The organism is Enterobacter cloacae complex sp. IR5401 (assembly GCF_049238425.1).
Taxonomy (GTDB): domain Bacteria; phylum Pseudomonadota; class Gammaproteobacteria; order Enterobacterales; family Enterobacteriaceae; genus Enterobacter; species Enterobacter hormaechei_C.
On record NZ_JBMKHN010000003.1, the window covers coordinates 92,672 to 105,894 of the forward strand.

Annotated in this window: 17 protein-coding genes and 1 pseudogene; 5 read left to right on the plus strand and 13 right to left on the minus strand. The window is 48.9% G+C overall.

Features of this window, described 5'->3' with window-relative positions:
* Window position 1: 1 nt before the first annotated feature.
* The 5 genes from ACOTX1_RS06025 to ACOTX1_RS06045 form a co-directional block, all read right to left on the minus strand.
* On the minus strand, window positions 2-919 hold the full coding sequence (locus ACOTX1_RS06025) for a DUF5655 domain-containing protein (RefSeq protein WP_023063267.1): 918 nt from the start codon (window positions 917-919) through the stop codon (window positions 2-4).
* Window positions 916-2,253: a restriction endonuclease subunit S gene (locus ACOTX1_RS06030; protein WP_032333272.1), complete on the minus strand. Its 1,338-nt coding sequence runs from the start codon at window positions 2,251-2,253 to the stop codon at window positions 916-918. Before ACOTX1_RS06030 ends, ACOTX1_RS06025 begins: the two co-directional genes overlap by 4 nt.
* Window positions 2,250-4,172 (minus strand): type I restriction-modification system subunit M, encoded by a 1,923-nt coding sequence (locus ACOTX1_RS06035; RefSeq protein WP_032333273.1) that lies wholly within the window; start codon window positions 4,170-4,172, stop codon window positions 2,250-2,252. The genes ACOTX1_RS06030 and ACOTX1_RS06035 overlap by 4 nt, the downstream gene beginning before the upstream one ends.
* Window positions 4,173-4,558: 386 nt before the next feature.
* A complete protein-coding gene (locus tag ACOTX1_RS06040) occupies window positions 4,559-5,434 on the minus strand; it encodes a hypothetical protein (protein ID WP_063255735.1) in 876 nt (291 codons plus the stop codon).
* 1 nt (window position 5,435) lies between these two features.
* A complete protein-coding gene (locus ACOTX1_RS06045) occupies window positions 5,436-5,630 on the minus strand; it encodes a helix-turn-helix transcriptional regulator (protein WP_032333275.1) in 195 nt (64 codons plus the stop codon).
* A 192-nt stretch (window positions 5,631-5,822) separates the two neighbouring features.
* Between ACOTX1_RS06045 and ACOTX1_RS06050 the strand changes: the two genes are divergently transcribed.
* Window positions 5,823-6,317, plus strand: a complete 495-nt coding sequence (locus ACOTX1_RS06050) for a hypothetical protein (protein WP_063857557.1) — start codon at window positions 5,823-5,825, stop codon at window positions 6,315-6,317.
* Window positions 6,318-6,551: 234 nt separating this feature from the next.
* Here the strand turns inward: ACOTX1_RS06050 and ACOTX1_RS06055 are convergent, their stop codons facing one another.
* From ACOTX1_RS06055 to ACOTX1_RS06090, 8 genes and pseudogenes are all read right to left on the minus strand, one after another.
* A complete protein-coding gene (locus ACOTX1_RS06055; RefSeq protein ID WP_032333276.1) occupies window positions 6,552-7,499 on the minus strand; it encodes a tyrosine-type recombinase/integrase in 948 nt (315 codons plus the stop codon).
* Between the two features lie 94 nt (window positions 7,500-7,593).
* Window positions 7,594-7,809 (minus strand): DUF905 family protein, encoded by a 216-nt coding sequence (locus ACOTX1_RS06060; RefSeq protein WP_063857560.1) that lies wholly within the window; start codon window positions 7,807-7,809, stop codon window positions 7,594-7,596.
* 45 nt (window positions 7,810-7,854) lie between these two features.
* Window positions 7,855-8,211: pseudogene (locus ACOTX1_RS06065) on the minus strand (TA system toxin CbtA family protein); the annotation flags it as partial.
* Between the two features lie 109 nt (window positions 8,212-8,320).
* Window positions 8,321-8,686 (minus strand): type IV toxin-antitoxin system YeeU family antitoxin, encoded by a 366-nt coding sequence (locus ACOTX1_RS06070; RefSeq protein WP_032333278.1) that lies wholly within the window; start codon window positions 8,684-8,686, stop codon window positions 8,321-8,323.
* 62 nt (window positions 8,687-8,748) lie between these two features.
* Window positions 8,749-9,180, minus strand: coding sequence for a DUF2787 family protein (locus ACOTX1_RS06075; RefSeq protein ID WP_063255736.1), 432 nt, complete (start codon window positions 9,178-9,180; stop codon window positions 8,749-8,751).
* Between the two features lie 88 nt (window positions 9,181-9,268).
* Window positions 9,269-9,757, minus strand: a complete 489-nt coding sequence (locus ACOTX1_RS06080) for a JAB domain-containing protein (protein ID WP_045146589.1) — start codon at window positions 9,755-9,757, stop codon at window positions 9,269-9,271.
* 22 nt (window positions 9,758-9,779) lie between these two features.
* On the minus strand, window positions 9,780-10,322 hold the full coding sequence (locus ACOTX1_RS06085) for a hypothetical protein (protein WP_252055856.1): 543 nt from the start codon (window positions 10,320-10,322) through the stop codon (window positions 9,780-9,782).
* A gap of 157 nt (window positions 10,323-10,479) precedes the next feature.
* Window positions 10,480-10,860 carry a hypothetical protein gene (locus ACOTX1_RS06090; protein WP_061300993.1) on the minus strand — a complete coding sequence of 127 codons (381 nt, stop codon included), beginning with the start codon at window positions 10,858-10,860 and terminating at the stop codon, window positions 10,480-10,482.
* 120 nt (window positions 10,861-10,980) lie between these two features.
* On the opposite strand from ACOTX1_RS06090, the gene ACOTX1_RS06095 reads away from it, so the two are divergent.
* From ACOTX1_RS06095 to ACOTX1_RS06110, 4 genes are read left to right on the plus strand one after another with little or no spacing between them, the layout of a single operon-like run.
* A complete protein-coding gene (locus tag ACOTX1_RS06095; RefSeq protein WP_001442951.1) occupies window positions 10,981-11,250 on the plus strand; it encodes a helix-turn-helix domain-containing protein in 270 nt (89 codons plus the stop codon).
* A gap of 12 nt (window positions 11,251-11,262) precedes the next feature.
* Entirely contained in the window at window positions 11,263-11,790 is a 528-nt protein-coding gene (locus ACOTX1_RS06100) for a hypothetical protein (RefSeq protein ID WP_000108266.1), read from the plus strand.
* A gap of 53 nt (window positions 11,791-11,843) precedes the next feature.
* Window positions 11,844-12,362 carry a hypothetical protein gene (locus ACOTX1_RS06105; protein ID WP_032333282.1) on the plus strand — a complete coding sequence of 173 codons (519 nt, stop codon included), beginning with the start codon at window positions 11,844-11,846 and terminating at the stop codon, window positions 12,360-12,362.
* An 11-nt stretch (window positions 12,363-12,373) separates the two neighbouring features.
* Complete coding sequence (locus tag ACOTX1_RS06110; protein ID WP_032333283.1) at window positions 12,374-12,688, plus strand: hypothetical protein; 315 nt, start codon at window positions 12,374-12,376, stop codon at window positions 12,686-12,688.
* Window positions 12,689-13,223: the final 535 nt, after the last annotated feature.

A 13,223-nucleotide genomic window follows, 5' to 3' on the forward strand; every position in this document is an offset into this window, starting at 1 on the left:
ATCAGTTCTCTTGATACGCTTGCTCAATCAGTAACTTAGCTTTTGCTAAATCTGCCTGATTATGGACAACCACCTCAATATCACCGGTTCCCCAGTGTCCCAAATTAGTAACATCTCTGACGATATCAGAGATGATCACCTGCTCCGGTTTTAGTTTCAGGTAAAGCTTGACGTGTGGTTCTTTGGCTGTGGGCCATATCACGACGCTTAGAAAATTCTTTATCTTCTGAAACGCAGTATAAAGCAGTAACTCTTTGCGCTGAACCTCATCACCCAAGCTATCAGCAAAATCACAGATATTCTGATAAAGCGCAACCAGTTCAGGGGAAGACTTATCCAGACGATAGCGTTGAGCATTTTTCTTCTGCTTCGGCACCTGATTCTCTATTGCAACAGGCTGAGGCTTGTGAGTCTCGGTAGCAGCATTCACCAGCTCAAACATCAGGAGATCAGGGTTAAACAGCTTATAGCGGATAAGATTGATATTGCGGTTAATCTGCGCAACGGCATGCTCGTCATATTTGGTAAAATCTGCCGCAATGCAAATCACACGGGCATTGGACCAATCGATATCGTCAGCAACCTGTTTGCCAAACTTATCCATCACCAGCCAACGGAACTCGGCCTGATGATCTAATAGCCAGTCCAGATAGAACAACCCCTGATTAATGACGTTCTCGTTACTCTGACGTTTATATTCGATAATCACTGGCGTGTTGTTTTCATCCAGCCCCAATGAGTCAATGCGCCCCTTATGGGTCTTGCCTGTGCTGTATTCTGTCGCCAAAAAACGTACCCCAAGGAAAGCCTCCATATGAGACTCGATCAGTTTCTGAAGATCTTTTTCAATGGCTGCTGATTTTCCCGGAAGTTCAGAGACACCGTTTTTACCATAACGAAAGAGCTGGATATCACTCATGCAGCGTCCTTAGCAGCGGGTTGCCAGTTGCGTACATCGATTTTACCTGTTACGGCAGCGGAAATTAGGGCGGAACGACGCTCCTTTAGCAAAGATATTTGCTGTTCACAATGCATCACAAGGGTATTGAAACATCGTTTTTTTTCTTCAACATCAGCAACAATAACTTTCTGCTCATTTAATGGCGGTAGCGGGATAATATATTTTTTCACGTCAGAACAAGTTATTGCGGCCTTTGTACTGCCCCCACCAGATGATTCAAAACGAATCTGATCATATTTACTTTGAAGCCATAAATGAAGATATTCTGGTAATATTTTATTTTTTGACAAAGGAGTCATATAAGCAATATGCTGATTAATAGTGGCATCCATCATCAATAACGCGGAGGTACCTCTCGTTTTCCCTTCCCCTGTAATTGCAATGATGACGCTACCTTTTTTTACTAAAGGTAAACTGCACTCCAACAATGCTTTTGAAGTGACAAATTGCTCTGCATTAGTAACAATATCATCGTTTACTTTAGAGCTATTAAGCCATGGGTAATCACCTGAAAGCCAGTAGGATTGATTATCTCTATTAGGAGTACTGCCATTACCAACTTTACAAAGCCAACCTATCTGGGATACCCCCCAGTGCTCAGGCACTTCACCTAACCACTCATTTCCTGAAACTTTGAGCTTAACACGATGATTTAACCCTCTTCTTACGACATCAGAAATCACCGCTTGCCGTTTTTCTTTCAGAAGTTCAATGAGTCGAACTTGTTTGTCGATTAATAGGTCAATCTTATCCAATTCGTAATCTAAAAATTTCGCAATACACTCCTGCTCAACTACTGAAGGCAAAAGTACAGGCAATGATTGAAAATCATCTGTTTTAATTTGTAATGAATTTGGTCTTATACCTTGCATTTGCGAAGTATAAGCCATGACGTATGGATTTGAACGCAACAAATAATGTATATATTTCTTATTAACATTTTTTGTAAACCTATATGCTCTATATGCAGGACTAACATATCCTTCATAATCGGAAACACCTAGGCCAGAATAGTTAAGCCACATTGTATTAACAACTAACTGCCCTTTTCTCACAACACGGTATTCTGCTACTTCTTCAAGCGTTCTTTTCTTTGCCTCATCATTGTACTCTTTTACTTCTACTCCCCTATAACCGGATACAGATAACATCTGCCCAACAGGCTCCACACCATTTTTTTCATTACTTACTTGGAACAAGTATTTGAATTTCTCAAGTGTCCATCTAGCAGGGATCTCTCCAAGCCATTCCACACAAGAGTCTTTATATTCTGAATATGCTCTGTACTTCACGAATGGACCTCCGCCAGCAAGACCATAATTTCTCTGCTCACTTCATCCAAGTCGCGATCAATCTCTTCCAAGGAACGTGGCGACTGATACTGATAAAAATAGCGGTTAAAAGGAATTTCATAACCCACTAAACCGACCTGTCCATCATAAGGATCGGTTTTTTCGATATCGATCCACGCATCAGGTATATAGGGTAATACCTCGCGTGTGAAATACGTTTCAACAGATTCACTCAACGGCACATTTTCATAATCACGCAAACTGGCGTCAGGTTCTGGCTTACCCTTAGTTTTACAAACTTCAGCATTCTCATCTGTTTCACTTAAGTGTTTTATCAACAACTTAAACTGAGCAGCAGAAACTTTCGGCAATGCTTTTTTGAATTTTTCCCGGCTTAAATATTTATCATCCATTGCATCCAGAGCGGCTAATAACTCTAAATCACCATATTTGGACCAGTCTTTATCCGCCAGCAACGCTACGCGACGATCAAGATCGCGTGGATAAAATGCCAGCTTAAGCGGTCTTTCCACCGTAATACGGCGATAGCCAAAATCAGAGGTTTTAAACAGCTTAACATTAGCCGAAGGTTGATAGCGCGTATACTGATTCACAATCTCGTCAATCTGCGCTTCCGTTAACTCTTTACGCTTACTACCAAGAGATTTCCGCATCGGCGCAAATTGCTCCGTGGCATTAATCAGCAGCACCTTGCCCTTACGTTCTTTCGGTTTATGATTGCTGAGTACCCAGATGTAAGTCGCAATCCCGGTGTTGTAGAACATATCGGTCGGCAATGCGACAATAGCATCCAGCAGATCCTGTTCCAGCACAAAGCGGCGGATCTCGCTTTCACCACTGCCCGCACCTCCGGTAAAGAGTGGCGAACCATTAAGAATGATCCCGATACGGCTGTTATCGTTCATCTTACTAATCAGGTGCAGCAAGAACAGCAAAGAACCATCGGATACTCTCGGCAAACCGGGTCCAAAACGCCCATCGTAGCCCTTTTTATGTTCTTTGCGGATAACGGTATCAATCTTTTTCCAGTCAACGCCAAACGGTGGGTTGGACAGGCAGTAATCAAAACGCTCATTCCAGAGCTGATCGTCAGAGAGGGTATTACCCAGCTTGATATTGCTGATATCTTGTCCCTTGATCAGCATGTCCGCTTTACAGATAGCGTAAGACTCTGGGTTTAGCTCCTGACCATAGGCCCGAAGGCTGGCACTGGGATTTATTCCATGCAGGTATTCCATACCACTGGAAAGGAAGCCGCCTGTCCCGGCAGTAGGATCGTAGATGCGGCGGATCAGTCCCGGTTTAGTCAACGCTGCATCGTCGTCCGCAAACACCAGAGAGGTTGTCAGTCGCACGATATCCCGTGGCGTAAAGTGCTCACCCGCCGTTTCGTTAGAACCTTCTGCAAACCGGCGGATCAAGTCCTCAAATATCAGCCCCATATCGTGGTTACTGACAGAAGAAGGGCTCAAATCAGCCTCGGCAAATTTTTTGGCTACTTTGTAGAGTAAATTGGCATCATCAAGCTGCTGTATAAACTCATAGAATTTAAAGTGTTCGAAGATCTCACGCGCGTCATAGCTGAATGAGCGAATGTAACGTTCAAGATTAAGTCGTGGCTGTGTTTCCCCCAACTTACTGAGGTCCAACGGCGAAGTATTGTAAAAGTGTTGCCCGGAAGCGTGGCGAAGAATTGCATCGGCAGCGTTCTCATCAAGCTTTTCAACCACAGGTAACTTATCAAGTACAGCCTGTTTGGTAGGCGCAAGCACGCACTCAAGACGACGAAGAACGGTAAATGGCAGAATCACTCTGCCATACTGAGATTGCTTGAAATCACCACGTAGTAAGTCAGCGACGGACCATAAGAAAGCCGCCATTGAAGAAAAATTAGTCATTTTATTACCTCTTGGTTTTGCCCTATTGTCCACGTAAAAGCGGAGAGGACAAGAAGAAGTGAAAACTGCGAAGTCTTTTCTCTTGTAAGGCTACATACGGGTGACGTGTCGTGGATTACTGGAATCGCCCACATGAACAGAAGTGCTAATGCTTTTTCTCAATCAAAAGGTATGGATGGGACCAGATACTGATGGAAACATTACTTATTATTGGAGGACACATCTGGGCTGTGAAACATTTAAGCCAGATGTAATCTGACACCATGACCGACGATATTCACTGAATAGTGTTGATACACCCATATAGATATACATACCCATTGAGTGTATCAACTGATGGCTTACATGCGTCTAAACGCTTATGGACATCCTGTCTTATGGACAAACTACTTACGGGTTCTCACCCCAGAAGTAAATGTCAGTCCAGTAAACCCCATCTCATCCTGCTTACATAGCGCCCGTGCCAGTAGAACAGGTGGCAGCCTGTGCTTGCGGGTCCTCCTTTTGCCAACCTCATCAGAGTAGGGTCTTACTTCCTGCCACATCCCCTTGAAACAGTAAGTTACCTGCGCATCAAAATCCCTTAGTTTTTGGCTTTTCATTGGTCGACTAATTATCCCTGCTCTGGCCCGTATATTTTTGTCTCTTTTCATCGCCTTCCTTAGCGTTTTGAGCGCGCCAGGCTCTCTTGGCATCAGCAGATGCAAATGAGGCATCCAGCGCTGAATATCGGTGTGAAAATCCAGCTCATAGCCCCCCACTATTTTGTCCGTAAATCCGGCTCTTTTTACCATCTTGTAGACCCGTTCCCGGAATTTCTTATGGTCCCAGCAACTGATCTGCTCTTCTTCCAGCATGGCATCGTAATAAACCAGCGTAACCACTCTGTACGCGCTCATACACCCCCGCAGCGGGGCCAGTTCAGCCAGTTTACGTAACCTGTGCAGGCGGAAGCACTGTGGGCACGCAGCACTGCCACATGGCTTATCTAACATACAGGCTTTAAGTTTCCTCTTTAGCCGAAGAGCCTTTCCTCGCCACTTTTTGTGTGCTTTTCTGACTTCTTTGCTTTCATTCTCGTTATCATTCCTGTCCTGCTGGACAGCTTTTTGTATTGCTCTTATACGGTACTGGCGCTCTTTCTCCATCCGATCCCGGGTTTCAAACCCTGGAATGGTGAGAGCCAGCTTTTCCAGTTGGCGCTCTTCTTCTGTCAGCGATACGTATACTGATCGCGCAATGCGGTCTTTTGCACCAAACATATCAGCAGCCTCCTGTAGTGACGCGGGAAGCAATCCATTCACTGACGTCACTTTCCAGCCAGGCTACCGCTCGCCCTCCAGTCAGGGATTTAGGGCGTGGAAAAGTGCCTTTCTCAATCATCCGGTACAACGTGGCGCGGCTCACCGCACAGCGCTCCAGTACGACCCGAATTTTCACCAGTTTCATCTCGTTCATATTTCTGCACTCTTGAGCAGTTCAAGGAGTGCCTTATTCACAAGATCGAAATTCGGAAGCTGCGGCTACGTTTTGGGACGTCTGCAAGCACGTTAGACGTTTCATTGTCGGGCCGACACTTGTGTATGATCAATGTCGGCCAGACATGGGAGATGCTAGAGTGGTTAAAATGGCTAAAGAAGGGAGCCACACATGGCAGGGAAAAAACAGATGAGCCGCCAGCAGCGGTCGACAAAGATGCGGACAGATGCGGGACTGACCCAGGTGAAAGTTTATCTTGACGAAACCACACTGGAATTACTGGCGTTACTTCAGGAAAACTTGTCAGAAGGTAAAATGAAGGGCGATGAAATCAATATGTTCCGCAGTATAGCTGTCACTGCCGGTATCCACAGTCAGGCAGAAGCATGCTTAGGGGAAAAAGTGGTATCAGACATTGTGGCTAAAAATCTGGGCACTGAGTGCAGAGCCAGCGAAGCGACAGACAATCCTCATAAGTTCTTTCTCCGGACGATGATTAACAAGCTTTACGAGAAAGGTCAGCGTAATACACATAGACGCAGACTTGCAGAGGTTGCTGAAATCATGAATGAAAGCAGCTACAGAGCGCCGAATAGGAAGAAAGGGGAATGGAGTGAAAATGATATTAGTCAGTATGTAAATAATGACATACAACTGGAAAAATGATGCCTCAGCAGAGGCGCCAGGCGGTAAGACTGTACACTGCAAGTATCTCTGGAATACCCAGGCCGCGAAGTACGATAGTGTCATTCATCAGGAGTGGTGAGTTGGTCGTACTTTCCCGGCTTCCCCATAGCACTAAGCCCGCCCTGGACGTGCCTGTGAGTCATCAAAAATAGTCCCTGGCCCCGTTTGATTGTTTAGCCAGCAGGTGACGAAGGCCATCCCCCCCATTACGATTTACCAGCAACAGAACGCTCGGGAGGCCCTGTCCAGCATACCTCGGCCCCTGTAGTCATAGCGGGTGGTTGTGGCGATATCGGCATGACCTGCCAGTTGGCGTACCACGTTGAGGTCGGTTCCCTGTTCCAATAGTTGTGTAATGAACGTTCGTCTGAGGTCGTGCGGGGTAAAATAGTCCACGCCAGCGGCCTGGCGTAGCTGTGCCAACAGCCCCGTCAATCCGGTAGTGGTAAGCCTACGTGGCCCAAGCCGGTCTGCCAAGCTGATACGACTGAATAACGGCCCCTCATGCCCTCCCCGGCACTTTAGCCAGCGCCGCAGCTGTGTCCAAACCTTTACGGCAAGGTGAATATCACGACTTTTGCGCCCTTTCCCCTCCCTGACCCAAACGATCCCCGTGGAGACGTCAATATCCTCAACATTAAGGGCAACCAGCTCACCCGCACGCAGCCCGGCACCACACAGAAGCAATAAAATGGCCCGCTCGCGCTGACAGCGCACGGAGGAATACGTCGCTGCCGCCGTCAGCATTGACCGGATTTCATGGCGGGCCAGCGCACGCCCCTGCCGACAACCGTCACCACTGACCCGCCTGACGTTGCGTATCCGCTCCAGCATATCAGCATCCAGTATCCCCATACTGAAGGCCACTCCGGCAACTGATTTCAGCGCCGACAGCGCCATGTTCACGGTAGCAACAGCATAGCCCTCATTCAGCAGCGCCGAGCGCACCAGCATCACCCCCGTGTAGTTCAGCATCTGCCAGGGGTAACTGTCGATATCCGAGCCCGGAAGCAGGATACCGGCACAGCGCCGAAGCTGGCTTTGCATCCCCTTGCGCCCGGCAGGCGCCAGACCTGCCAGCCAAAGCTGTGCCGGATTGGTGGTGGAGACGTTTTGCAGGCGTACAGTTTCCGCGCGCCTGCCCTTGTGGTTCGAGGTCATAACATCATCCTTAATACTGAAAAATGGAGTATCCCGGCCATGCAGGCCGGGGAAGCAGTCAATTCATCTGGTAATGTCATTCAGCCCTGCGTGGTCATTTTTTCACGCCATAGCGTTGCAGATAGTGGTTAAGACCCTGCCCGGCTCCGGGCTCAAAGTTCCAGACCCGCCAGATAAGCTGACCTTCAGCATCGCGTATTGCCAGCCGAAAGTGGGTATGCTGGTCATCCTCAATAGCGACACGGTCATACGCTGACACAACACGCTCCGCATCCTGTCGGGTGAACGTGTCCGATGGCAGCAACGGCAACGGCGCTCCGGGTTCAGCGATTGTGGCGCGGTCCGGGGCAGACCTGCGCCCCTGCGTGATATGGCTGACGGCCTTATACGTTCCCCGATTCAGAAGCCCGGTGGCTTTTCGCGCCCGGAGAACATCAATAGTAGTAATCAATGGGGAGCCAAGGATAAAGCCCGCATTGTCCCGGTCTGTGCGTACCAGATCATACATCTCAACGACAGCATTCAGGGCCTCCGCCATGGGAACACCGGCTTCAATATGCGCCTGAATGGTGTCTTCCTCGCCAAACGGCGTATCGCTGAGGGTAAGCCCGTAGTGCTGTGCCAACAGGTGAGTCAGCAGGGTGCGCCAGACTTCAGCAGGCGACAGGCAGCACGATGCCACCCGTGTCGGTGAGACAGGTTGTTTTTTCATGACAGTATTCTCGTGATAATGTGGGTAGTATTGAAAAAGGCGCGAACATGAACGGCAACCCGGCCCGCGCTTATGGAAATCCGCCCGGCAGAAGAGAGAACGGATATGTTCAGTCCTGTGTTGCTGGAACCGGGACAGGAGTGGGATAAATGGCGATATATACATAGCCGCAGGAGCCAAGCGTATCAGCCTCACAAGTCAGTTCCTTCGCCTGCAGTGTGATGCCCTTCGCCCTGCGCGGCTCCAGCTCACCAGACAACAGCATGCCTTCCATCTGCTTCATGAACAGCGGAAAGGCCTGGTCCAGATGGCGTGCATCGCTTTCGCTGAACACACCGCTAAACCCGGCCCGGTCGGCCAGAAAATGTAGGTTGTGGCCTTCCTGTACCAGTCGTGCACCAAACAGCGGCGTCACATCACGCCAGAGCCCCCACCAGGGGGTTGCTGGCGACGGTGTATGTGTTGAATGGGTCATATTTGTGTCTCCATATTCCAGCCAGTGAGATACGCCTCCGGCAGGGCTTTATTATCTTCAGTTCAGCTTTCCCACATCACGCGGGTGGTGTAGACCCCGCTGGCGTGATAGCTCAGGAAGTTGCGCTCCCACAGGGTGTATAGCGCCCGGGCCTCAGACGGGGACAAATCCCCTGTACGGCAGTGCCAGACATAGCCCTGCGACCAGCTGATATCGATGATTTTCTCAAGCTCGGGATAAACGTTGCCGACATAGCCAAAATCGGTGGCGTAGTCCAGACACCACTCGTCCCCCTGGTGAACTAGCCGGATTTCCACCGGGTGATAACCGCCCCGCTCCACGCTGTAGTCCGGGTCCCAGAAGTTGAGCGTAACGGCGGTGACGCGATGTTTACTGGCAGGTATTTCGCCCGCCTCTGCCATCAACATGTCGAACAGCTGCAGACTGACAGGCAGCACAAAGCCTGCCGGTTGAATAACGGCATTGATGTTCATGGGTAAAACCTCAGTATTTACAGTTTAAAAAATGAAGGGATAAGGCGAACGTAGATTACCGTGGTTAATGTGTATTAAACCAGGTAACTCACAGTAACCCGTGTTCAGCGAAAGACCAGGCTTTGTCGCCTCCCACAATGAGATGGTCGGTCACGCGGATATCCAGCAACGCCAGTGCGTCTGTAATTTTTTGGGTAATGAGTTTATCGGCCTGGCTCGGTTCAGGCTCACCACTGGGATGGTTATGCACCAGTATCACAGCAGCAGCGTTGTGCGTCAGTGCCAGGCTGACTATTTCGCGGGGATAAACCATCGTCTGGCTCAGCGTACCGGTAAACAATGTCTGGTAGCCGAGAATATGATGTTGCTGTGAAAGCATTATCACACCAAAAGATTCACGGTTTTCAAGCGCCAGCTTCATCACCAGCCACTGACGTACATCTTCAGATGAGGTGATTTTTCGGCGATTGCGAAACTGGCGGGTCAGCAAAGAATGGGCAAACCGGATAATCTGTTCGCGGGTAACCGGCTCCAGCGTCTGATAATGACCGCTACGATCACTTGCGATAAACGTCATGATGTACTCCTTACCTTTTAGTTCAGAATTTACGTTCAACAAAGTAAATGGCATCCGGCAGCAACGTATGGCGCTTCAGCTCAGGTTGTACTGAAAACGTGTCCTTTCGCTGGCTGCGTATCCCCAGGCTATCAAACAAAAACAACCGGGTAGCATCGGTACGAACCACCACTGACCAGTGCCATGTGGTCCCCATAATCACCACGCGCTGCGCTTGATTCTCCGGTGAAGCCAGCCAGTCGCTGATATCATGAAATATTCGGTGAGTTCTCAAGGTTCGATAACGGAAGGGAGTATGAAAATAGAGGGGATAATGTTGGGCGTAATGCCCTCTCAGCAGAACATCTGCTATCAGGTGGTCCATCTGCTCTTCATCCAGGCCAAGCGTCAGGAGATCAAATAAGTCCCATCGTCGCTTATAGCTGCTTAGCAGGCGGTACATTAATTTTTCCCGCCTTACTCTGCCGTCATAGAGGTAACTCAGGGTATTAATCAGGCTGTAGATGCCACACAAATAGTCATGCTGTCCCTGGCGGGACGCATGAACGTCTCGAGGAAGTGTCATTGTAAATTTCCGGGATAAGTGATGGCTGTGAACCAGCCGGAATGGTGGTGATACAGTGGCTGAGCGCATGATGGCTGCCACTGTATAAATTATAACAAAATCAATATATTAATGCAAGTGATTCTTGTTATCACTTATCCAGCGACTCCTTCACTTGTTACTGGTTAACGCCTCCTTCAGACAGGTCCCTTGCAACCTGAGCCAGAGCCTGCTGCAAAAGTTTATCCCTAGAGGCCGGTTTCATGGTACGGAACAACTGTATCCACAGGTTAAGCTGCTCGTCTGCTGAGGTATCTGCCGCATCCCGCTCACTTTTCAACGCCATCCCTGCCGCGCTGATATGGTACAGAAACCCCTTCCCACTGGTGCGTTTGCGGCGGATTTCCGGATGTAGGGCTGTGAGCTTTTCCAGACGTAGCCGCGCCCCTTTCGCTGTGCCCGGCATTCCTTCCATTCCGGCAAACTGCTCTGCTGTAAGCCACTCCCCCCTGTCCGTCATTCCGGCATCACAGGGCTCAGTCATCTGTTCACTGCTCATAAAATTTCACCTCTTATCAAAGCGTTAGTTAAATGAGCGCAAATAACCATAAAAGGAACTTGATAACTTCCTTTTGTTCGCTTTTAATGTCTCCGGTACTAACAACCCGGAGTGAATACATTGAGTAACTCAACAGATTCGCAAAAAAAGCGAAGTAAGGGAAGTGCTGTTAACTGGCACCGGGCAGATATTGTCGCCGCCCTGCATAAGCGGGGACTTTCCCTGTCAGCTCTCTCCCGGCAACACGGGCTGGCTTCCAGGACGCTGAATAACGCTTTTGAGCGCCACTATCCGCGGGCGGAAAAGATTATTGCGGAGGCACTGAACACTACGCCCGAAACCATCTGGCCTGAGCGCTATGCAGGTAGGTCTGTCAAAAACGAAAGCTGAAGGAAGCAGGGTATGTCGACCACCATTACTGAAGTAACGGAATGCTTTGAGTACCTTTTTAGTTCCCTTTACCGGAAAGCATTTGTCAAAACCCTGCGCCTTAACGAATGCAGTGAACGGGAGTTGCTACCGCTGGTACGCTGCTACCTGCTGGGTTGGTTTGCCGACAGCGTCTCACCGGAAGTCCGGGGGAAACTGCCCGGCAGTATCTCCGGGCATGGCTATATTGATTTCGTCATTGACGATGTGGCGGTGGAGTTCGCCGTCCGTAAGCCAGGAGCCGCCCGTTCTGCACTGTCAGCCTCAGTCAACAGCACGGAGGTAAAGAAACTGATGAAGTATGACGGCAAAGCCCTGCTGGTACTGTTCGATTTTTCTGACACGCCCTATACCGAAGAACAGATTGAGTCCTTCAGAAACTGGCCCTCCCTGGGCCGAGGCAACCATCGTAAATCAGCGTTCAATGTTGCGTATTTCTTTGTGGAAAAACGCAGCCCGCTGACACCCAGGAAAATCACCAGAAATATCCGCATCCGTTAACGGTAGCGCGCATAACGGATAATGAAAACGTCAATGAAAGGAGATCACCGAAGATGAGGAAAACCGCTGCCATGTTGCTTCTGGCATTTTCAGGTTGTGCCGGGGCAAAAACACTCCCCGCAGAAAATTTGCAGGGGCTGTATGAGGCTTATGCCACCCTGAATACCTGCCACCAGTATGGTTACACTGGCGATGAGGCCTTAACCGCACTGGACAAACTTATCCGCAGCAATCGCTATCAGGATAATACCGGCAACATCATGACATTAACGAAGGACAATATTAACTATTACCATTCCCTTCAGGACCGCTTTATTCTTGAGCAGCAATTCAAAAGCGAAGGAATAAACCAGAGCGGTATCCGGCTCCAGATAAAAACCCTCTGCGACCAGATGAACGCCGCTGTTGGTGGGAAGCTGGGTGTGAAAACTCGAGTTATTTCACCGGATGACCTTCCCGCCAGCGCAAAACCTGTTTTTGACAAACCGGCCACTGACAGTGCCCCGGCAATTCCGGAAGACCGACCGATGACATGGGACAACAGCCCGGTCCAGGGTATTCCGGTTCAGTGAGGGGTAACACAATGAAGAAGCATATTATTACCGCACTGCTCATCACAACAGTATCCGCTCCGGCGCTGGCAGCGTACCCGGTAAGCCAGCCTGCTCAGGCCGCAGAAGTGATGGTCAGTATGTGCCAGCAGCAGCGTTCGGGTATGGACAAGAACCAGGCCATCCGTAAAGTCTATGGCACCGTAAGCGACTGGCCCATAGCTTCAACAACTGAAGTTGCTGCTGCGATGGATGAAGGATGGAATTTTGCTGTACAAAATCCAGAGATAAGTTGCGACAGAATTTATCCCATGATGATTGACATGCTGGATGGGAAAAAGGATTGAGAAACCAAGCTTAACTTAAGTTGGCAAAACCAATCTGCATCAATTGAAATTTCACATAGCGATGTGCCCTCCAGCAGGGCACAATTATTATAAACCGTCTGCTATGAGCGAAAAGCGGACATTCCTGTACAAAGCATGGCGTTGGAATACAGTAAGATCATTGATTAATAAGTGAGTCGAATCAGAACAGTAGCCAATGAAACAAAAAATTCGCAAACGTAACCAAGACTGGATATCAAGGCAATTGAAACGTGCGCAAAAGAGGAAATGCCGTTAAGTTTCTTTATTAACTTTCCCTCAATATGAGCAACTGCTTGTAATGGTGTGCGCCTTAAACGGCATGGTCGTCTCAAGCCGGACTGGAGTCGCGCATTGTTTCATTAGGGTTGGGGAGAAGTGCCTATTGTTGGGCAAAAAGTAGTGTTTACTGGTTTGAGGGATTTGATAAGGAGCAATTGCCTGTTGAATGGGGTGCGCTGTGGGAAGATGCCTGAATATATTGGTTTTGATTTGATCTCACAGTGCAACACACAAT